The organism is Amycolatopsis sp. cg13 (assembly GCF_041346965.1).
Classification (GTDB): domain Bacteria; phylum Actinomycetota; class Actinomycetes; order Mycobacteriales; family Pseudonocardiaceae; genus Amycolatopsis.
This window is the reverse complement of record NZ_CP166848.1, coordinates 1,315,493-1,335,619: the sequence shown is the minus strand read 5'-3', so window position 1 is coordinate 1,335,619 and position 20,127 is coordinate 1,315,493. Positions and strand designations below refer to the sequence as shown.

Sequence of the window (20,127 nt, the reverse complement as noted above, 5' to 3'; positions counted from 1 at the left end):
TGGGCTCCAGCAGATGCGGCGCGTGATCTGCTGGAGCCCGTCGGCGGCCCGGCTTACCGCCCGTCCACTTCCTGCTGGAGCACCCAGCTCGCGATCTGGGTGCGCGCCTTGAACCCGCGCTTGGCCAGGATCTTTTCGACATGGCCTTCGGCGGTCCGCAGGGAAATCACCAGTTTCGCGGCGATCTCCCGGTTCGACATGCCCTCGGCCACCAACCGGGCGACCTCGAGTTCGCGGCGGCTCAGCCCGGACGGCGCGGAGTTCGCTCTGCGCTCGGGCTGCTGCTGCGGCTCGCGCAGGGCGAACGCGAGCGTTTCTTCGACGGTGAACCTGCCGCCGCGCTCGCGAGCAGGCTGGAACTTCTCCGCGGCCAGGTCCATCCGGCCCTGCCGTTCGTACCGTCTGCGCGCCCCGGGCATCAGCCGGGCACCGATCGTCCGCCACAAACTGTCGGTGGCGCCGCTCAGGGTGGCCGCGCGGTCGGCTTCGCCGCGGTCGGCGGCGACCCACGCGAGCACTTCGAGCGTCAAGGCCAGGCCGAGGGTGTCGCGGAAGGGCCGCTTGATCCGCAGCGCCTCGAACAGTTCGGCTTCGGCCGTCTCGTGCTCGCCCCGGACCAGCGCGAGCATCCCGCGCAGCCACCGGGCGTAGGAGAGATTCCAGCGTTCCCCAGCCGCGGTGCAGCGTTCGTAAAGCTCCTCGACGAGTTCCGCCGCCCGGTCGAACTCTCCCAGGAGGACGTAGGTGGTGGCCATTTCCACTCGGAGGCTGTCGGCGTACTGCGCGGGGACGCCGGCCTCGGCGTACTGCTCGAGCGCCTCGGCGAAGATCGAGAGCGCGTCCCCCATCTTCTCCGCCGGGCCGAACGACCGGAAGAACCCGCGGACATGGTTGGCGAACGCGAGCGCACCGAGGTCGCCCAGCTCCGCCGCCAGGTCCCGCGCCTGCTCGGGCAGGTTCGCCAAGGTCTGGTCGCCGCCCTCGAAGGCGCCGATGTACGCGGTCGTGGCCAGTGCCCAGGCTCGTTCGAGGCTCGGTGCGGGGTCCAGGGCCAGCGCCCGGTTCAGCCACAGGCGTGCTTCGTCCATGTGGTCCATGGCGCCCCAGAACCACGGGACGGAGGCCATGGCAAGGCCGGTCCGGGCTTCGGCCGGGTCGGACACGCAGTACTCCAGCGCATGGCGCAGGTTCGCGTACTCCTGTTGCAGCCGCAGCGCCCACTCTTCTTGCCGCGGTCCCGCCCATTCCCGTTCGGCGGTCTTGACGAGATGGGCGTACCAGTCGCGGTGGCGGCGAGCCAGGGCAGTCTCCTCGCCGGCCGCGGCCAGCCGGGTGCGGCCGTATTCGCTGATGGTTTCCATCATCCGGAACCGGACGTGGGTTCCGTGCTCTTCCCGGACCAGGATGGACTTGTCCACCAGCCCCGCAACGGTGTCGAGGACAGCGGCCCGCGGGAGGCGGTCGTCCGTGCACACTGCCTCGGCCCCGGGGAGGTCGAACCCGCCGGCGAAGACCGACGAGCGGGTCCAGAGCAGCTGTTCCGCGTCGGTGCAGAGGTCGTAGCTCCAGTCGATGAGCCCCTGCAGCGTCCGGTGCCGTTCGGGGATGGTGCGGTTGCCCTCCCGCAGGATCTTGAAACGGTCGTCCAGCCGGTCGGCCAGCTCCTGCACGGTCAGCACCCGCAGCCGGACCGAGGCCAGCTCCAGCGCCAGCGGGATGCCTTCGAGACGATGGCAGAGCCGCACGACGGCGGCCTCGTTTTCGGGCGTGATCCGGAACCCGGGAACGACCGACGCCGCCCGGTCGGCGAACAAGGAGACCGAGGGATAGTGCAGGGAGTCGCCCGGCGCGAGGTCGGCGTTCGGGTCGGGGACCAGCAGCGGGAAGACCGGGTAGAGGTGCTCGCCGCGCAGCCGGATGGCGTGCCTGCTGGTGGCGAGGACGCTCACCTCGGGCGCGCCGCCGAGCACCTCGTCGACGAAGTCCGCGATCGCTTCGACGAGGTGCTCGCAGTTGTCGAGAATCAGCAGCAGCCGGCGCGACTGGAGGTAGTCCCGGAGGACGGCGAGCGGGCCGGCTGTGGTCCGCGAGCGGATCCCGAGCGCGTCGAGCACGGTGTGCGGAAGAAGGTCGGGATCCTTCAGCGAGGCCAGTTCGACCAGGCACACCCCGTCGGGGAACGCCCGGTTCAGCTCCTTCGCGACCTGGAGCGCGAGCCGGGTCTTGCCGACTCCGCCGAGGCCGGTCAGCGTCACGAGCCGGGTGCTCGAGAACAGCTGGCGGACGGCGACGATGTCGTTGCGCCTGCCCACGAAACTCGTGAGGCTGGCCGGGACTGTCCTCGTCGTTGAGGCAGACGGAGAAGCCATGAGGTCCTTGGTCTCGCGGTGGGCGGGTCGTGGAGAAGTCTATGCCCGGCCGATCCCGGCGGGCGGCTTCGGCATGCGGCTCGGACCGCGCGGACACCGGCCCCGACGAGTACGCGAGCGGTCGTCGAGGCTGGTGTCGCGGTGCTGACGGCGGCCCGGGGCGGGGTGGCGCGGGCAACGGCCGCCCCGTCTCGCGCGAGCGGTCAGATCTCCTCGGGCGCTACCTGCTCGGCCAGGCGCGGGAGATTCTGGGCTAGGCGTCGCTCCTTTCGTCGGGTTTCCCGTCCTGCCGGGGGAGGGAGAGCAGTGCCTGTGCGTAGAGGCCGAGCTTGCCGAAGCCCGCTGCGTCCGCCTCCTCCAACGTCGTGACCGCGGCCTCCAGCAGCCGCGGCTGGCGGCCGTCCGCGCGCAGTGCGGCGGCCGTCCGTTTCGCGCCCGCGGCATAGGTTTCGAGCGTGGCCTGGTCCGTAGAGAAGTCGCCGCTCTCGATCGCCGCCGCTGCCTCCTTGCTGCTGTGGCCGATCGTGCGCAGCACCAGCTTGGTGGTCTCGCGGAGCATCTCCGCTGGGACGCCCTGCGCCTTGGCATAGCTGGCTGCCTCGAGGTAGGCACCCATCGCGGTCACGTAGAACGACCCGATCATCGCCGAATCCACCGCGCTGGCCGCGCCGATCCGCTCGGAGATGTGCTGGGACTTGCCGCCGAGGCACCGAAGGGTCTTTTCGTGCGCTGACCAGACCTCAGGAGAACCCGAGTACAGCACGAGCGCGTCCGGTGAGCCGACGAACTCGGGGAAGGTGAGGAGCGAGCCGTCCAAATAGGGCACGCCGCGCTCGGCGGCCCATTCCGCCATCGATTCCGCTTCAGCGGGGACGCTCGTACCGAGGTTTACCAAGGTGGTCCCGTCCCAGTCGCGCACTGGAGCCAGTGAAGACCGCGTTGTTGCGTAGTCGGCTGTGCACGCGATGATGAGCGGAGTGCCGGGGACCGCGTCCTCGATCGCCCGGACCGGCGTGATCCCCTCGCGGGCAAGGCGCTCGGCGCGTTCCGGAGTGCGGTTCCAGACCGCGACGGCGCGGCCGTGGTCGGCGAGCGTCTGAGCGAGCGCGGCACCCATCAGACCGCAGCCGACGACCGCGACGTCGTGGCGTTGTCCGGTGGCGGTCACTGGGCGGTCAGGCCGCCGTCGACGACCAGCGTATGGCCGGTCAGGTAATCCGAGGCGGCCGAGGCGAGGAACGTCGCCGGGCCGACGAATTCCTCCGGCTGCGCCCAGCGGCCCATCGGGACCTGCCGGCGGATGTACTTGGCGACGGCCTCGTTGGTTTCCAGATCGGGCAGCATCGCCGTCTGGACATAGCCCGGAGCGATCGCGTTGACCTGGACGTTCTTGCGCGCCCATTCGAGGGCGACGGCTTTGGTGAGGCCGACGAGTCCGTGTTTGGCGGCGATGTAGGCGCTGTCGTCGCGCATGCCGACGAGCCCGAGCACGGACGCGATGTTGATGACCTTGCCGCCGCCGTCCTTCAGATAGGGCGACGCGGCGCGGGTCAGCAGCCAGCAGGACTGGAGGTTCAGTTCGATGACCCGCTGGAAGACGGACGGATCGGTGTCCTCGATCGAGGAGTCGTGGTCGTCCGCGGCGTTGTTCACCAGGACGTCGAGGCCTCCCAGCGTCTCCGCGGCCGTCGTCACGCAGGAGTGGATCGCGTCGCTCGACCGCAGATCGACCGCGTGGGCCTGAAAAGTCCCGGCGGTGTCGGCGATGAGCTTGGCGGTCTCGCGCAAGCCGTCTTCGGACCGGGCGGCGCCGACGATGTTCGCGCCGCGGCGGGCGAGGCCGACGGCGATGGCCTGGCCGATGCCGCGGCTGGCGCCGGTGACGAGCACCCGGCGGCCGGTGAGGTCGAACAGGTCGGAGGTAGCGGAGAAGGCGTTCATACCCGGCAGCGTCTCGGTCAAGGGGCCGCGGATGCCGTTGGAGCGAAAGAATCCTGCCCAGCTGGGTGATGCGTCGCTTGTCCTCCCGGACCTTTTCTGCCGCCGGGCCTCCCCCGGTCGGGCTGTCTGCGGCGGCGCGCGGGGCTCATCCCCTCAGGAGCGACCACCATGAGTTGGCAATGCCGGTTCGGGCGCGTGAGCACGTCCGCGCTCGAACCGGCAGCCAAGCGCCCTCGGGTCGCCCCTCCTAGGTCAGAGGCGTTCCTCTCCAGCCGACGGGAAGCCCGTAAGCCGTTCCCAGTCCGTCAGCGTGTCGTCGAGGCGCGCCGCCATGTCGTCGAGTTCCGCCTCGGTGATGGTCAGTGGCGGCGAGATCCACATCGGCAGGCCGCGTTCGCCCATGGCCCGCCGGTTTCCGTACAGCGCCGAGTAGAAGACCAGGCCGTTCGCGAGGCCGACCTGCTGGAAGCGCTGCTCGGCGTGGACATTCCTCGGGAAGTAGGTCCGCCCGTCGGGGCCGACCAGTTCGAGGACCATGAAGAGGCCCCACCCGCGGACGTCCGCCACGGACGGATGGGCCAGCAGGCTCTCGCGAAGGGCGAACAATTGCGCGCTCCGGGCCCGGCAGTTGTCTAGCAGCCGCTCCGCCTTGATGATGTCGATCGTCGCGACACCGGCCGCGCACGCCAGTGCGTTTCCGCCGTTGGTGAAGCCGTGGACGAAGCCAACACCGTCGACGAAGGGCTGGTTGACGCGGTCGTGAACGGAGACCGCGCCCAGGGGGACATTGGCCGACGAGATGCCCTTCGCGAACGTCATGATGTCCGGGACGACGCCGTGGTGGTCGATGCCGAACCATTCGCCGGTGCGGCCGAATCCGGTGACGACCTCGTCGTCGATGAACAGCACGTTGTTCTCGTCGCAGATGCGACGCACTTCCCGCCAGTACAGCGCGGGTGCGACGACGCCGTAATCGGAACCGCAGCCGTGCGGGGTGGCGATGAAGGCAGCGATGGTCGGGGCTCCTTCGAACGCGATGAGGCGCTCCAAGTCCCGCGCGCAGCTCAGTGCCCAGTCGTCCCGGCTGACGCCCTCGGGGCGGCGTGCGTCGCTGTACTGATGGAGCTTCGGCCAGTGTTGGATCATCGGGTCGTAGTGCCGCAGTGTGCCCGGGTGGCCGGACAATGCCATGGTCGCCAAGGTCATCCCGTGGTACGACTCGTAGCAGCTGATGATCTTGTGCTTGCCCGGATTTCCGGTCGCCACGTGGTATTGCCGGGCGAGCTTCAGCGCGGTCTCTACTGCCTCCGAGCCGCCTGAGACGAGGTAGCTGCTGTTGTGTCCCTCGGGCGTGATGTCGGCGATCGCCTCGCCGAGGTCGATCCGGCGCCGGTTGGCCAGCGTCGGGTGCACGAAGCAGTACCGGTCGAACTGCTCGATGATCGCCTCGCGCATCTTCGGATGTCCGTGCCCGAGGTTGACGGCCATCGGCCCGCCGGAGATGTCGTAGTACCGGTTTCCCTTGGTGTCGTAGATGAAGACGCCCTCGGCTCGCGCCACTTCTACGTCGAGTGCGTGGTAGTTGAAGGCGCGACCCCACTCTCCGTCGGCCTCGAGCGGGGCGTAGGCCGCCTCTGGCGATTCCGCCATCTCAATCAGCTCCTCGTGTTCTCGTGGACGGTGAACTGCGGCTCGCGACCTTCGGCGAAGGCCGCGGCGGCTTCTTTGGAGTCGGGTCCCTGGGACGCCTCGACGCTGGCGAGCGTCTCGCGGCGCATGATCTCCTCCGTTGTGCCGTCCCAGGCCTGGTCGAGCAGGTTCTTGGCCAGCCGCAGCGCGGTAGGCGACTTGCGCTTCAGGACGGCGACGACGCGGGCGACCTCGGCGTCCAGTTCGGCATCATCGACGACCTGGTTGACCAGACCCCACGTCTGGGCTTGCGCGCCGTCGAAGGGCTCGCCGAGCAAGATGATCTCCTTCGCGACGACCGGCCCGGCGGTACGCGGCAGCACCGCGGTGAAGCTGTTGGTGACGACGAGCCCGACGGCGGTCTCGGTGAAGCGGAACACCGCGGAACTGCCTGCGATCACCAAGTCGCCGCTCAGCGCGATCTCGGCGCCGCCGCCGATCGCGTAACCGTGCACCCGGGAGACCACCGGAACCGGGCAGGACCGGATGCGACGGGTGATCTCGTGCAGCCGGTCCGTGGTGGCGGCCAGTTCGTCCTCGGTCATCGGCGGTTCGCTGGTCTGTTCGGCGGACCATTTGAGGTCGTGCCCCGCGGAGAACGCGCGGCCCGCTCCGCGCAGCACGACGACCCGGGTAGACGCGTCCAGGTGCTCGAAGGCCCCGTCGAATGCCCGCAGGAGTTCGGGATTGAGGGCGTTGAGCCGCTCGGGCCGGTTCAGGGTGATGGTCAGAACGCCGTCTTCGAGCGAGGTCAGCACCACGGGTTCGGTCATGGAGGAATCGTCGGCACGGGAGACTGCGCACGCCGTCGGCGGCGGATCAACCGCACCCAGCCGGGGGAATCAGCGGGTTCGTCGCGCCCCGATCGGACCATGCGGTGACCGACCGGGGCGTCGCCACCCGCTCGCCACACCCCGGTCCGGCAGGTCATCCGGCAGTCATCGCGGCCCAGGAAGAAAAGGCCTGTTCCGTGTTCTGTGCCCACCACTTGCTGTTGTACGCGGCCTCGCCGTCCATCTTGTCGACGTGGTTCTGCGGGAGCCATTCCTCGAAGATCGCGGGCACCTTCGGCTTCGACTTGGGAGTCGTGGGGCCGTAAGGGACGTTCTCGGTGAATGCGGCCTGCGCTTCCGGCGTCGCGATGTAGTTCAGCAGTGCCGCTTGCGCCTTCGGGGCCTTCGATCCCTTGACCGCGTACAGCGCCGCCCACGCGGCGAAACTGTGATCCCAGACGACCTTCACTGGTGCGCCCTTCTGGGCCGAGAGGGCGGCCCGGCCGAGATAACACAGGCACATGGCGAAGTCCCCGGACTCGAGCTGCTGCGACTCCTGGGCGAGGGTGGCGTCCAGCGTCAGGTCCTTGCCCAGCGTCTTGACCGTGCTCGCCGCGCGATTCAGGGCCAGCGGGTAGAGCTGGTCGGGCGCGACTCCGCTCGCTAGCAGCAGCGTCTCGAGACCGCCGACCGCGTAGTTGTACATGAGGCGCTGGCCGGGGTACTTGGCGGTGTCCATGAAGTCCGTGATCTTGGCGGGCGGGTTGTTGCCGAATTTCTTGGTGTTGTAGACGAGCGCGATCTGCTCCACCGAGACCGGCACGGCGCACTCGTCCGCGACGTACTTGGGGTCGACGTCGCTGACGCGGACGCCGAGGTCCGACCGTTTTTCGTAGAGAGAGCCGCAGCCCTGCGACCCGTTCCCGGTGTCGAGCCAGATGACATCCCAGGTGGGGTTGCCCGCCTGCACCATCGCCTTGACCTTGGCCGGGTCGGAGGGCGAGTCGGTGGCAACCTGGACGGCTGTCTGCCGCGCGAAGGGCTCGAGCCATGCCTTCTTGGCGGCAGCAAGCGTGTCCCCGCCGTAGTTCACGTAAACGAGCTGTTGGCCGGACAGACTGTCGCTGGCGTCGCTGCCGGACGACGATCCGCACGCCGCGACGAGCACGAGAGCAAGACCTCCGCTCAGCGCGGCGAGCGCGGATTTGGCTGTGCTTCTCACGATCCACCTCTGTTCAGGGGGTTCAAGGGAACGGCGATCGTGCGCGTGGCGGGCAGGTCGCTCGCGACGCTCGAAAAATTGGTTGCCCGCATGGGGGAGCGACGGCAGCGTGGGGTCTGAGGGATTCTCTTCCCCCAGCTGGGCGGCGGTCGCCGTGGTCATGCGTCCGTTTCCGCTGGCGGGAGCGGATGATGAAGGGCCGGCACCGAGAAGGGGAACAGGTTGTGAGTACTGAGATTCGGCGCACCACGACCCATTGGGGCACTTTCGACTTCACCGTGCGCGACGGGAAGGCGGAGTCCACTGGCGCACCGGCTGACGACCCCTTCGGCGCGCCGCTCGCGGTCGGTCTGCACGAGACCCTCGACCATCCGCTGCGCATCCTGCGTCCGCACGTCCGGGCAGGATGGCTGGAGCACGGGCCGCGGCGCCAGGAAAACCGCCGCGGCGGCGAGCCGATGGTCGAAGTCCAGTGGGACGAGGCCTACGACCTCGTCGCACGGGAACTCGGGCGAGTACGGTCCGAGCACGGCGACCAGGCGGTCTTCGGCGGTTCCTACGGTTGGGGCAGCGCCGGCCGATTCCACCACGCACAGAGCCAGATCCATCGCTTTCTGAACCTGGACGGCGGCTATGTCTCGTCCCGCAACAGCTACAGCATGGGTGCTCTGGAGGTCGTTCTCCCGCACGTGATCGGCGGACCAGGCGCGGGGATGTTCGACTGGAGCCCGCAATGGTCCGAGATCGCCGAGCACGGCGAGTTGTTCATCGGATTCGGCGGCGCTCCACTGAAGAACGCCCGGGTGAACAACGGCGGCTTGCGCCGGCACGGCGCGGCCGAGGCACAGCGCGCCTGTGCCGAAGCGGGCGTGCGGTTCGTCCTGGTGAGCCCGCTGCGCGACGATCTCGCACCGGAGCTGGAGGCCGAATGGGTTCCGATCAGGCCGGGGACGGACACCGCCATGATGCTGGCGATGGCTCATCACCTGGCTTCGGCGGGCCTGGAGGATCGCGACTTTCTCGACCGCTGCTGCGTCGGATACGAGCGCTTCCGTTCCTATGTCCTCGGCGAGCAGGACGGAGTGCCGAAGAGCCCGGAATGGGCCGGAGAGATCACCGGAGTGCCGGCCGGAACCACTCGGGAACTCGCCGAGGCCAGTGCGGGACGGCGCACGGTGATTTCGCTGACCTGGTCGATCCAGCGTGCGCAATACGGCGAGCAGCCCTACTGGGCCGGTGCCACCCTTGCGGCCATGACGGGCTCGATGGGCCGTCCCGGCGGCGGATTCGCGGCGGGCCTGAGCCTGAGCCACGGCATCGGCATGCACCGGGGTTCGCTGGGGACGGCGAGCCTGCCCCAGGGCCGCAACCCGGTCGACGACTTCATTCCGGTCGCGCGCATTTCCGACATGCTCCTCAACCCGGGCGCGACGGTGCAGTACGACGGAAAGGCGCTCACCTATCCGGACATCCGGCTGGTGTATTGGGCCGGCGGAAACCCCTTTCACCATCAGCAGGACCTCAACAAGCTGCTCCGCGCCTGGAACATGCCCGAGACCGTCGTGATCCACGATTCCTGGTGGACTCCCGTCGCCAGGCACGCGGACATCGTCCTGCCGGTGGCGACGCCGCTCGAACGAGACGACATCGCGGCCGGAAACCGGGACAACCATCTCCTTCCGCTGCGGCGGATTCAGGATCCGCCGGAGGGGATGCCCACGGATTTCCAGGCCTTCGCCGAGATCGCGAGCCGTCGCGGCTTCGGCGACGCGTTCACCGAGGGACTCGATGCCGACGGCTGGGTCCGCCGGCTCTATGCCGAGACCGCGGCCAGGTTGTCTCAGCGCGGCATCCAGCTCCCGGAGTACGACCGGTTCAGGGCGATGCAAGACGGGGTCGAACTGCCGCTCTCCGGCGGCACCAACGTTTTCGCGACGTTGCGCGAGAATCCCGAAGCCAACCCGCTGTCGACGCCGTCCGGCCGGATCGAGATCTACTCCGAGACGGTCGCCGCTTTCGGATACGACGACTGCCCCGGCCACGCGGTGTGGATGGCGCCGTCGGAGTGGCTGGGAAGCGCCGAAGCCCAAGCGGATCAGGACGTCTTCCACCTGCTCAGCCACCAGCCGCGCGGACGGCTGCACAGCCAGGTCGACTTCACGCCCGCCAGCATGGCGACCAAGATCGACGGACGCGAAGCGATCGTGATCCACCATGAGGACGCGCGGCGGCTGGGCGTCGCCGACGGAGACGTCGTGAAGGTGAGCAACCGGCGCGGGGCTTGCGTGGCTGCCGTCCGGACGACAGACGGCGTCCGGCCCGGGGTCGTGGTGATGGCCACCGGGGGTTGGTACGACCCGGAAAATCCCGGCGAGCCGGGCTCCCTGGATCTCCAGGGCAACCCGAACGTGCTCACCCCCGATCTCGGGACCTCACGCCTCGCCCAAGCCAGTACTGCGCAGACTTGCCTTGTCCGCATCTCGGCGTTTCCGGAGGCGCCGAAGAGCCGCGCGTATGAGCCGCCTGTGACGCAGCGGCGGTCGGGTCACTCGGTCTCTTGACCTCGGGCGGGGAGCACGTCGGTCCGTGAAGGACTCCTTGCGGGAATCCAATTCCCTTGCAGGGACTTAGGGCGGCGTTATGGGTGCGGCCGAGGCGTGTCCGCCCAGGCCGACACGGCTGGCGGACCGTTGGCTTGCGTCAGTGCGACGCGAGCGGCGGGACCTCGGCGTGTCGTCTGTGAGGGACTCCCTGAGGGAATCAGATTCCCTCAGGGAGTCCCTCACAGACTTGAAGAGGCGGGCATACTGGCGTTAATCGGGTATTTCGCTGACGTTGGTGTCCTTTATGGATGGTCGGCAGGCTGAGGCCACCCGGGCTTAAGTCCCTGGCATGGGAATCCAATTCCCGCAAGGAGTCCTTCACAGACCTAGCCGTCAGTCGCCCGTGTCGCCCGTTCCGATGACCACCCCGGCCTTGGCGGCACCGTCGGAATTGGGGAGCGCGACCGAATGCTCGGGGTCCCACGTCGCCAGCACCGGGTCGCCCTCGGCGACGGCGGACTGGTTGCCCGACTGTTCCTGCGCGATCATCGAGAACCCGACGTCGAGCTGGAGATCGAGCCGCCGGATGCCGCCCATGTAGATCACCTGGGAGACACGGCCCGGGAGAACATTCGCCCCGGAGACGGAGACCGTCGCCCCCGCGGCAGGCCGGACGAGCACCCGCTCCGGCCGCACAGTCACGACTCCGCACGATCCGGCAGGCAGGACCGAGCCGGTCGTGGGCAGCCGCAGGTCGTAACCGTCGCCGCGCAGCAGGTGCCCGGTGTCGGCCACCGTGCCCGGGAGAACGTTCGAGTCGCCGAGGAACTCCGCGACGAAAAGCGTCCGGGGCCGTTCGTAGAGATCCGTCGCGGTGCCGACCTGTTCGACGGAGCCGTTGTTGAAGACCGCGATGCGATCGGACATGACCAGGGCCTCGTCCTGGTCGTGAGTCACGTAGACGAAGGTGATGCCCAACTCGCGGTGGATCCGCTTGAACTCCAGCTGGAGGCTGGCGCGAAGGCGGCGATCCAGCGCGCCGAGGGGTTCGTCCATGAGGAGCACCCGCGGCTCGAACACCAGCGCGCGGGCGAGAGCCACGCGTTGCTGCTGGCCTCCGGAGAGTTCGCGCGGATACCGCGCGCTCAGGTCGCCCAGTCCGACCAGTTCGAGACTCCGGCCCACCCGCTCGCGGATCTCGGCCTTGGGGGTCCTGCGCCGCTTCAACGGGAAGGCGACGTTGTTCGCGACAGTCAGGTGGGGAAAGAGCGCATAGTTCTGGAAGACCATGCCGATGTTGCGTTTGTAGGGCGGCACTTGCTCGATCGGCTTGCCGTCCATCAGGACATGGCCGCTGTCGGGCTGCAGGAAGCCGGCGATCGTGTTGAGGGTGGTGGTCTTGCCGGAGCCGCTGGGCCCGAGCAGGGTGACGAACTCGCCTGCCGGAAGATCCAGGGAGATCTTGTCCAGCGCGGCGACCTCGCCGTAGCGCTTGCTCAGGTCACGGATTTCGATGGCGGCGCCGAGCACGCGTTCAGGCATTCTTGGCCTCTCTTCTGACGGCGATGATCCCGGCGACGACCAGCAGCGTGGTGCTCACCGCGATGATCACGGTCGACGCCGCGGCGATCGTCGGGGTCAGGGAGCTGGTCACGCTCTGGTAGAGCTGCACGGGGAGGGTGCGGGAGAACGGGCTGGCGAGGAAGAGTGAGACGATCGCTTCGTCCCAGGACACCAGGAAGGCGAACAGCGCGCCGGTCAGGATGCCCGGCGCGAGCAGGGGCACGGTGACGTGGAAGAAAGTCGCGACGGGCCCCGCGCCGAGCGAGGCGGCCGCTCGTTCGAGCCGGCGGTCGAAGCCCTGCAGCGAAGCGCGCACGGGGATCACGACCATCGGGATCGCGAGGGCGGTGTGGGCGACGACGAAGCCGGTGAACGATCCCGCCAGATGCCATTTCAGGAAGACGTAGTAGACGCCGATCGCGGTGATCACGCCCGGCACGATCATCGGGGCCATCAGGAACGCGGATACCGGCGTAGTCCACCGGCCCCGGCCCCGTACGAGCGCGAAGGCGCCCAGCGTGCCCAGTGAGGTGGCCAGTACCACGACGATGCCGGCCACCTTCAGCGAGAGCACGAACGATTCGGTCCATGCCGGATCGGAGAACAGTTCGCTGAACCACTGGGTCGAGAACCCGGGCGGGGGGAACTGGAAGGTGCGTGAGCTGGTGAAAGCCATCGGAACGACCACCAGCACGGGTGCGACGAGAAGCAGCGCGATCAGGGTGCAGAACGCCTTGAGCGCGATGCGGCGTGGTTGTTTCATCAGTGCGCCTCGCTTTTCGTGCCCAGCGCTCGGGTGAAGGGCCGCCCGAGAAGTGAGCCTCCGGCGAGGATCAGGAGAGTGATGAGGAGCAGTGCGAGCGCCATCGCGCCACCGCGTCCGAAGGCCAGCTGGGAGTTCACCTGGCTGACGATCTGCTGCGACAGCAGGCTGTTCTGGGGTGACCCGAGGAGAGCGGGCGTGAAGTAGAAGCCCAGCGTGAGCACGAAAACGATGGTGCAGCTGGCGGTGATTCCGGGAAGGGACAGCGGCAGGTACACCGTCCGCAAGGCGGTCCGCGGTGTCGCGCCGTGGATCTCGGCGGCCCGCAGCAGCGCCCGGTCGATCTGCGTCAGCTGGGAGTACAGCGGCAGAATCAGGAACGGCAGCATGATCTGAGCCATGCCGATGGTGACGGCCGTCGTCGTGCCCAGCAGGCGGACGTTGCCGAACCCCAAGGCGTGTAACGCTTTGACGATCGGGCCGCTGTCTCCGAGCAGGATGATCCAGGAGTAGGTGCGCACGATCAGGCTGGTCCAGAAGGGCATCAGCACGGCGGCCAGCAGCACCATCCGCCACCGGGTGGACACCACGGTCATCAGGTAGGCGTACGGATACCCGATTGCCAAGCAGAGCACGGTGACGAAGACTGACGTCAGGAAGGTCCGGCGCAGGATAGTCAACTGCGCGTCGCTGGTGAAGAACCAGTGATAGTTCGCGAACCCGGAGTCGGTGGGAGACACGAAATCGGTGAAGCTCCGCACTGACATCGTGCCCAGCGGATAAACGAAGAACAGGGCGAGGAAAGCCAGCGACACGGCTGCCGCCAGCACCCATCTCGACCGGTACAACACAGCTGTCAGCGAATTCATCGCCGGAGGTCTCCTTCGCGTTTCTCGGGCCGGTCCGGTCATCGCGCGACGACCGGACCGGACGCGTCGTTCGAGAGTCGGCTCAACCCGCGGTCATCGCGGTCCAGGCGGCGAACGTCTTGTCCGCGTTCGCCAGCCACCACTTCATGTCGGCGACCACCTCGCCCTGCGGGCCTATCTTGTCGATGTTGTTCTGGGGCAGCCACTTCCGGAGTTCGGCGGGGACGTTGGGCTTGGCCGAAGGGACTGTGGGGCCGTAGGGCAGTTGCTCGGTGAAGGCGCTCTGGGCGTCCGGGGTCGCGATGAAGTTCATGAGCGCGGCCTGCGCCTGCGGGGACTTCGAGCCCTTGACGGCGTAGACGGCGTCCCAGCCTTCCCACGCTTTGTCCCACACGACGTCGATCGGGGCACCCTTCTGGGCCGACAGGGCGGCGCGACCGAGGTAGCACAGGCACATCGAGAAGTCTCCCGACTCGAGCCCTTGGGCCTCCTGCGCCAGCGTGGAGTCGAGCGTCAGGTTGCCGCCCAGCTTCTTGATCGCCGCGGCGGCCCGGTTCGTGTCCAGCGGGTAGAGCTTGTCCGGAGCCACGCCGTCCGCGAGCAGCAGCGGGTCGATGCTGCCGGGCGCGTAGTTGAAGACGAGCCGCTTGCCCGGGTACTTCTGGAGGTCCATGAAGTCGGTGATCTTCGTCGGCGGATTGCCGCCGAACTTCTTGGTGTTGTAGACGAGTCCCACGGCCTGCACCATGATCGGCACGCCGCACTCGTCGGTCAGGTACTTGGGCGCGACATCCTTGACGTCCACGCCGATTTCGGAGCGCTTCGCGTACAGCGTCCCGCAGCCTTCCGCGCCTGAAACGGAATCGATGTCGATGGCGTCCCAGGTGGTGTTGCCGGCTTGTACCATGGCCTTGACCTTCGCCGGATCCGACGGTGAATCGGTCGCGATCCGGACGCGGGTCTTCTTCGCGAACGGGTCCAGCCAGGCCGTCTGGGCGGCCTTCAGGGTGTCGCCGCCGTAATTCACGTAAACGAGCTGCTGCCCGGAGAGACTGTCGCCTCCTTGGCCTGCTGGCGAGCCGCACGCGGCGACCAATACGAGAACGAGGGCGCTCAGCACAGCGAGTGCGGACTTGGGCTTCATGGTCACGGTCCACCCTTTGCTCGGGATACACGGTGAAGGGAGACAGACGATGCGCCCGGTCCGCGGCTCGTTCGCGGCGGCGCGAACATTGTTAGCCCACGTGGGGGAGGCGGGCGGTCGTCAGTCCACAGAGGACGTGGCCGGGGCCGAAGTTCCGTCTGGTCAGCGATTCGAGCGTCCGAGGGCCGAGTCAGGCACCCGCGCGGTGGCGGGTCACCCAGGCGGCGATCTGGGTCCGGGTCTTGAAGCCCTGCTTGGCGAGGATCTTCTCCACGTGCCCCTCCGCCGTCCGGAGCGAGATCACCAGTTGTGCGGCGATTTCCTTGTTGGAGAGGCCATCCGCGATGAGGTCGGCGACCTCGCGCTCGCGCCGCGTCAGGGGATTGGACGACGGGTCCGAAGCGCCGGTCGAAGGGGTCTCGCGCAGTGCGTACGCGACTGTCTCCTCGACGCTGAGCCGGCTGCCGCGCGTCCGTGCGGCACTGAAGGCGGTGTCTCCGATCCGAGCGCGGGCTTCCGCCTCGAAACGACGGCGCAGGCCGACGAACTGGCGGGCACCCACGGTTCGCCAGATCTGGTCGGTGCTGCCGATGATCACGGCGGCGCGTTCGGCGTCGCCGGTCCGAGCTGCCGTCCAGGACACGACCTCGAGGGTGAGCGCGAAGCCGAGGGTGTCGCGGAAGATGCGCTTGATCCGGAGGGCCTCGAGGAGGTTGCTCTCCGCCGCGGCGGCGTCATCGTCGCGCAGGAGGACGATCAGGGCGCGCAGCCACAGGGAATAGGACAGATTCCACCGCTCGCCGGCGGCGGTGCAGCGCCGGAACATGTCCTCGGTCAGTTCCTCGGCGCGGTCGTACTCCTGGAGCGCGATGTGGGTCACCGCGAGTTCGACGACGACGCTGTCGTGGAACTGACTGCGGATCCCGGACTCGTCGTACTGGCGAAGCGCCTCGTTGAACAAGGGGATCGCGGCGCGGATGTTGCCGTGCTCGAGGGACCTGCGGAATCCCATGACGTGGTTGGCGAGCGCCAGCGCGGCGAGATCGCCGAGGCTCAGCGCCATGGCGCGCGCTCGCTCGGGCAGTTCGGCGAGCTTCTCCTCGTCGCCTTGGAAGGCGGCGATGTAGCCGCGTGTCGCCAGCGCCCACGCATGCTCGTGCGAAGGGGACGACAGCATCTTCAACGCACGGTCGAGCCAGAGCTGGGCTTCGTTGAGGTGGTCCATCGCCGCCCAGAACCACGGCTGGCCGACGATCCGGACACCGGCCTCGACCTCGTCCGGCCGGTCCATGCAGTATTCGAGGGCGAGCCGGATGTTGGCGTGGTCGAGATGGAGCCGCCGGGCCCAGTCCTCCTGCTCGGAACCGGCCCAGGCGGCGGTCGCGGTCTCCACCAGGCGCGCGATCCAGTCACGGTGGCGGCGGGCGAGGGCGTCGGCCGCCGCGGGCTGGAGCAACTGCGTGGCGGCGTACTCGCGGATCGTGTCGAGCATCCGGAAGCGCACATGGCTCCGGTGGTCTTCGCGGATAACGATCGACTTCTCGACCAGACCGGTCAGCGTGTCGAGGAGTGCGGCGTCCGGGAGGGCGTCGTCGGTGCAGACTTCTTCCAGCGCGGCGAGGGAGAAGCCGCCGGCGAAGACCGAGGCGCGAGCCCACAGCAGCCGTTCTGCCGGAGTGCAGAGGTCGTGGCTCCAGTCGACGAGCGCGCGAAGGGTTTGGTGGCGCTGCGGCACATTGCGGTATCCGGAGCGCAGGAGCTGGAACCGGTCGTCAAGGCGATCCGCGAGTTCCTCGACGGTCAGGACTCGAAGCTGCACCGCGGCCAGTTCGAGCGCGAGCGGGATGCCTTCGAGGCGGTGGCACAGCCGGATGACCGCGGCCTCGAGTTCTCCGGTGACGGCGAACCCCGGAACGACCGCCGCGGCACGATCGGCGAAGAGCGCGACGGACGGGTAGTGGCTCGAGCTGCCCGGATCGAGGCGAGCCGACGGATCTGGCGCCAGGAAGGGCGGCACCGGATAGACGGTCTCGCCGGCGATGCGCAGCGCTTGGCGGCTCGTCGCCAAGACCCGCACGTCGGGCGCCGCCTTCAGGATCTGGTCGATCAGGTCCGCGGTGGCGTCCACGAGGTGCTCGCAGTTGTCCAGGACGAGGAGCATCTGACGGGGGCCGAGGTGCTCGGTGAGCGCCGCCACGACCCCGAACCTGGGTTGCTCTCGGAGCCGCAACGCGTCGGCGACAGTCTGGGGGACCAGGTCAGGCTGCGAGAGAGCTGCCAGCGAGACGAGACAGACACCGTCGGTGAGGGCGCGCTTCATCTCGCTGGCGGCGCGCAGGGCCAGCCGGGTCTTGCCGACGCCGCCGATCCCGGTGAGCGTGACCAGCCGGGTCGTCGAGAAGATCTGCCGGATCGCGGCGAGGTCGTTGCGCCTGCCGACGAAGCTCGTGATCTCCGCCGGCAAGTTCGGGGCCGATCCACGGGTCGGCCCGGAAGCTGGCGGAGCGTCCACGTCACATCCTTCACGAGCGGCTGGGAGATCGTGGCGAGCCTATCCCGGCGACTTGGCGTGCGCCGCGATCGCGGCCGTGGACCGCCGCGACAGGACCTGGTCGGCGGCCCGCTTGCCGGACCGCAGTGCGCCGTCCATGCCGGTAGCCCACATGTCGGCCGTGTGCTCACCGGCGAAGTGGACCGGACCGACGCTCTGGGCCAGCAGGCTTGGGAGGCGCGGGAAGTCGCCGAGCAGCGAAGAAACCACTCCGCCGGCGAAGGGCTCGCGCGTCCAGTCCTTCACGATCCCCGCGAGCCGGCGCGCGGGCCGGCCGAGCACCGCGGACACGATGCCGTCCAAGGCGGCGAGTGCTGACTCTTCGCCACGGAGGAAACCGTCGCCGCGATCGGCCGCGAGAGCGAGCAGGACGACGGTATCCTCGGGGCCGACCGGCCGTGCCCAGACGAGGGAGAGCGGGCCGTCGCTCATCACGCCGGTGTCGACCTTCTCGAACAACTCGGCGCCGTCGGCGTACTGCCCGATGACCTTGCCGCCTTGCGCCATCGGAGTGGCGAGCAGTGCTTCGGTCTTCCACGCGGGCAGGACCGGATCGAAGCCGATGCGCAGGGTCGGCGTCACCGGAACCGCGACGATCACGTCGTGCGTGGTGAACTCGCCGTGGTCCGTCTCCACTGTGATCTCGCGGCCGGTGCGCCGAACTGCGTGCACGACGTGGCGAAGGCGGATGTCGAGCCCCTCGCTCATCGCCCTGGCCAGGGCGTCGGTGCCGTCGGCCATCATCCAGCACACCTTGCCGACGTGGGGCGGCTCGACCATGCTCATCTGGATCTGCGAATCGTCGTGGACCGGGTTGAATCCGGTCAGTGCGAGGAAGAGCCGGCGCGCCAGCGGGCTCAGCCCGACCCGTGCCGCCCAGGCGGGGACGAGTTCGCTCGGGTCCGGCGGGCAGGCGTCGAGGGCGGCCCTGACCTCGTCGGCGACCTGGTCGCGATCAGCGTCGGGCAGGCACCGTCCCTCGACGACAGTGGTGTTGCGCAAGGACGAGGCGGCGGAGAAGCGTCCGTCCGGGTCCGCGCGCAGCAGCGCGAGCTGGGGAGTCAGGGCGACTCCGAGTTCGGCGCAGGTGCGCAGCAGTTCGTCCTGCCCGAGGTCGATGAACGAGCCGCCGAGGTCGGCGGGCTGGCCGTGCAGCAGTCGCTCGCGATCCGACCGGGTACGGCCGCCGACATACGGCTGTGCTTCGAGGACGACGACCTCCTCGCCCTGGCCGGCCAGCGAACGTGCGGCGGCGAGTCCGGCCGGACCGGCGCCAATGACTACGGTTCTCATGCGCGCACCAGCTTTCGGTCGATGTCGTCGAGGGACACGCGGGCTGGCGCCCGCAGGACCTCGCGGGCGGCGCGGAGACCCGAACGGACCGCGCCTTCCATGGTCGCGCAAAGCGAGACGTCGGTGAAGTCACCGGCGAGGTGCACTCGCCGTTCCGGGGTGGCCAGGACGGCGATCTGCGGGCGGCGTGCGGTGAAGAGAGGCATTCCCCCGATGCCGAGCGCGTAGCGATCCGCCGACCAGTTCTTGACGTGCTGAGCCAAGCGGGTCACCGGGCCGCCGATCGCGGTGGCGACGACCGCGTCGAGTTCGGCCAGCGCCAGGTCCTCGTCCTCGAGGACATAGCGGTTCTCGCCGCACACGAAGCCGCTCACGACGGCAGGACCCGTTGTGACATAAGGATTGCTCACCCACGCAGTGTTGACGGGACCGTCCGTGAAGACCGCGCTGGACAACGCGGCACGGACCGAATCTCCTTCGGAGTACTGCGCGATCACCTTCCCGCCGGACGCTCGCTGGAGGGCGGTCAGCGCCCCGGTGAGGTCCGCTGGCAACGGCGGGTCGAAGCCGAGTGTCGGCAGCACGAAGGGCGAGACTGCGACGATCACATGGCCTGCCTGGAAGCGTTCGCCGGATTCCAGTTCCACCGCAACGGTTCCTCCGGACTGGCGGATCGCGCGAACCGGCGCTTCCAGCCGCACGTTCACCGTCGCGGCGAGGGCGTCGGCGAGGCGCTGGCTGCCTCCGACGACGCGCCGGATCTCGCCGATGTGCGCGTCAGTGAGGTAGTGGCTGTCGACCTGGAAGGCGTCGTACTGGGTGGGCATGCGGCCGAATCCGGAAAGCGCGGCTCGCGCCAGGTCGCTCAGCCCGGCGCGGCGCGTCCACTGTTCCAGGACCTCGTGCGGCGCCGGCGGGAAGGAGGCCAGCGCGGTGTGGATCTCGGTTTCTGCTTGCCTGAAACGATTTCCGGTGAGGAGTTCCCCGTCCACGATCAAGCGCCCCTCGGCGAGGTAGCCGGCGGCCGGGCTCGCTCCTTCTGGGGCGTCGGGCCGCTCGATCCGGACCGGAGCCGACAGCTCGACGCCGAGTTCGCCGCAGAGTGCCGTGAGAGCGCGGTAATCCTCGGTGATCAACTCGCCGCCGAGGTCGCCGTGCTGGCCGTCCGCGAAACCGTCGGTGACGGTGCACGTGCGCCCGCCGACGCGGTCACGCGCCTCGAGCACGGTCACCTCGATGCCGGCCTCGGCCAGCGCGTGGGCCGCGGTCAGTCCGGCGAGCCCGGCTCCGACGACGACGACCGGTGGCCGAACTTCTTGTGAGCTCTGCATCTTCCGATGATCTGAGCGGGCTTCGCCGCCGTGCGCGCACGAGAAATCAACGGCGCCCAGCTGGGGGATGAATCCG

The 20,127-nt window shown here is 68.7% G+C and carries 14 protein-coding genes; 1 reads left to right on the top strand and 13 read right to left on the bottom strand.

Annotated features, from left to right (window positions below; all coding sequences use genetic code 11):
- Positions 1–53: 53 nt before the first annotated feature.
- The 6 genes from AB5I40_RS05960 to AB5I40_RS05935 all read right to left on the bottom strand — a co-directional run bounded on the left by AB5I40_RS05960 (position 54) and on the right by AB5I40_RS05935 (position 7,994).
- Positions 54–2,369: a LuxR C-terminal-related transcriptional regulator gene (locus AB5I40_RS05960; protein ID WP_370937408.1), complete on the bottom strand. Its 2,316-nt coding sequence runs from the start codon at positions 2,367–2,369 to the stop codon at positions 54–56.
- 253 nt (positions 2,370–2,622) lie between these two features.
- Positions 2,623–3,537 carry an NAD(P)-dependent oxidoreductase gene (locus AB5I40_RS05955; RefSeq protein ID WP_370937407.1) on the bottom strand — a complete coding sequence of 305 codons (915 nt, stop codon included), beginning with the start codon at positions 3,535–3,537 and terminating at the stop codon, positions 2,623–2,625.
- Positions 3,534–4,310, bottom strand: a complete 777-nt coding sequence (locus AB5I40_RS05950) for an SDR family NAD(P)-dependent oxidoreductase (RefSeq protein ID WP_370937406.1) — start codon at positions 4,308–4,310, stop codon at positions 3,534–3,536. The genes AB5I40_RS05955 and AB5I40_RS05950 overlap by 4 nt, the downstream gene beginning before the upstream one ends.
- A 252-nt stretch (positions 4,311–4,562) precedes the next feature.
- The gene (locus AB5I40_RS05945; RefSeq protein WP_370937405.1) at positions 4,563–5,960 is read right to left on the bottom strand and encodes an aspartate aminotransferase family protein; all 1,398 of its coding nucleotides are present in this window, start codon (positions 5,958–5,960) and stop codon (positions 4,563–4,565) included.
- Between the two features lie 5 nt (positions 5,961–5,965).
- On the bottom strand, positions 5,966–6,772 hold the full coding sequence (locus AB5I40_RS05940; protein WP_370937404.1) for an enoyl-CoA hydratase/isomerase family protein: 807 nt from the start codon (positions 6,770–6,772) through the stop codon (positions 5,966–5,968).
- A gap of 154 nt (positions 6,773–6,926) precedes the next feature.
- Complete coding sequence (locus tag AB5I40_RS05935; RefSeq protein ID WP_370937403.1) at positions 6,927–7,994, bottom strand: extracellular solute-binding protein; 1,068 nt, start codon at positions 7,992–7,994, stop codon at positions 6,927–6,929.
- A gap of 224 nt (positions 7,995–8,218) precedes the next feature.
- On the opposite strand from AB5I40_RS05935, the gene AB5I40_RS05930 reads away from it, so the two are divergent.
- Positions 8,219–10,555, top strand: coding sequence for a molybdopterin-dependent oxidoreductase (locus AB5I40_RS05930; RefSeq protein WP_370937402.1), 2,337 nt, complete (start codon positions 8,219–8,221; stop codon positions 10,553–10,555).
- A gap of 375 nt (positions 10,556–10,930) precedes the next feature.
- On the opposite strand, the gene AB5I40_RS05925 is transcribed toward AB5I40_RS05930, so the two are convergent.
- The 7 genes from AB5I40_RS05925 to AB5I40_RS05895 all read right to left on the bottom strand — a co-directional run bounded on the left by AB5I40_RS05925 (position 10,931) and on the right by AB5I40_RS05895 (position 20,051).
- Positions 10,931–12,079 carry an ABC transporter ATP-binding protein gene (locus AB5I40_RS05925; protein WP_370937401.1) on the bottom strand — a complete coding sequence of 383 codons (1,149 nt, stop codon included), beginning with the start codon at positions 12,077–12,079 and terminating at the stop codon, positions 10,931–10,933.
- Positions 12,072–12,863: an ABC transporter permease gene (locus tag AB5I40_RS05920; RefSeq protein ID WP_370937400.1), complete on the bottom strand. Its 792-nt coding sequence runs from the start codon at positions 12,861–12,863 to the stop codon at positions 12,072–12,074. The genes AB5I40_RS05925 and AB5I40_RS05920 overlap by 8 nt, the downstream gene beginning before the upstream one ends.
- The gene (locus AB5I40_RS05915; RefSeq protein ID WP_370937399.1) at positions 12,863–13,732 is read right to left on the bottom strand and encodes an ABC transporter permease; all 870 of its coding nucleotides are present in this window, start codon (positions 13,730–13,732) and stop codon (positions 12,863–12,865) included. The genes AB5I40_RS05920 and AB5I40_RS05915 overlap by 1 nt, the downstream gene beginning before the upstream one ends.
- Positions 13,733–13,814: 82 nt before the next feature.
- On the bottom strand, positions 13,815–14,876 hold the full coding sequence (locus AB5I40_RS05910) for an extracellular solute-binding protein (RefSeq protein ID WP_370940461.1): 1,062 nt from the start codon (positions 14,874–14,876) through the stop codon (positions 13,815–13,817).
- A 190-nt stretch (positions 14,877–15,066) separates the two neighbouring features.
- Positions 15,067–17,388: a LuxR C-terminal-related transcriptional regulator gene (locus AB5I40_RS05905; RefSeq protein ID WP_370937398.1), complete on the bottom strand. Its 2,322-nt coding sequence runs from the start codon at positions 17,386–17,388 to the stop codon at positions 15,067–15,069.
- A gap of 39 nt (positions 17,389–17,427) precedes the next feature.
- Positions 17,428–18,720, bottom strand: coding sequence for a flavin monoamine oxidase family protein (locus AB5I40_RS05900; protein ID WP_370937397.1), 1,293 nt, complete (start codon positions 18,718–18,720; stop codon positions 17,428–17,430).
- On the bottom strand, positions 18,717–20,051 hold the full coding sequence (locus AB5I40_RS05895) for a flavin monoamine oxidase family protein (protein ID WP_370937396.1): 1,335 nt from the start codon (positions 20,049–20,051) through the stop codon (positions 18,717–18,719). Before AB5I40_RS05895 ends, AB5I40_RS05900 begins: the two co-directional genes overlap by 4 nt.
- Positions 20,052–20,127 lie beyond the last annotated feature (76 nt).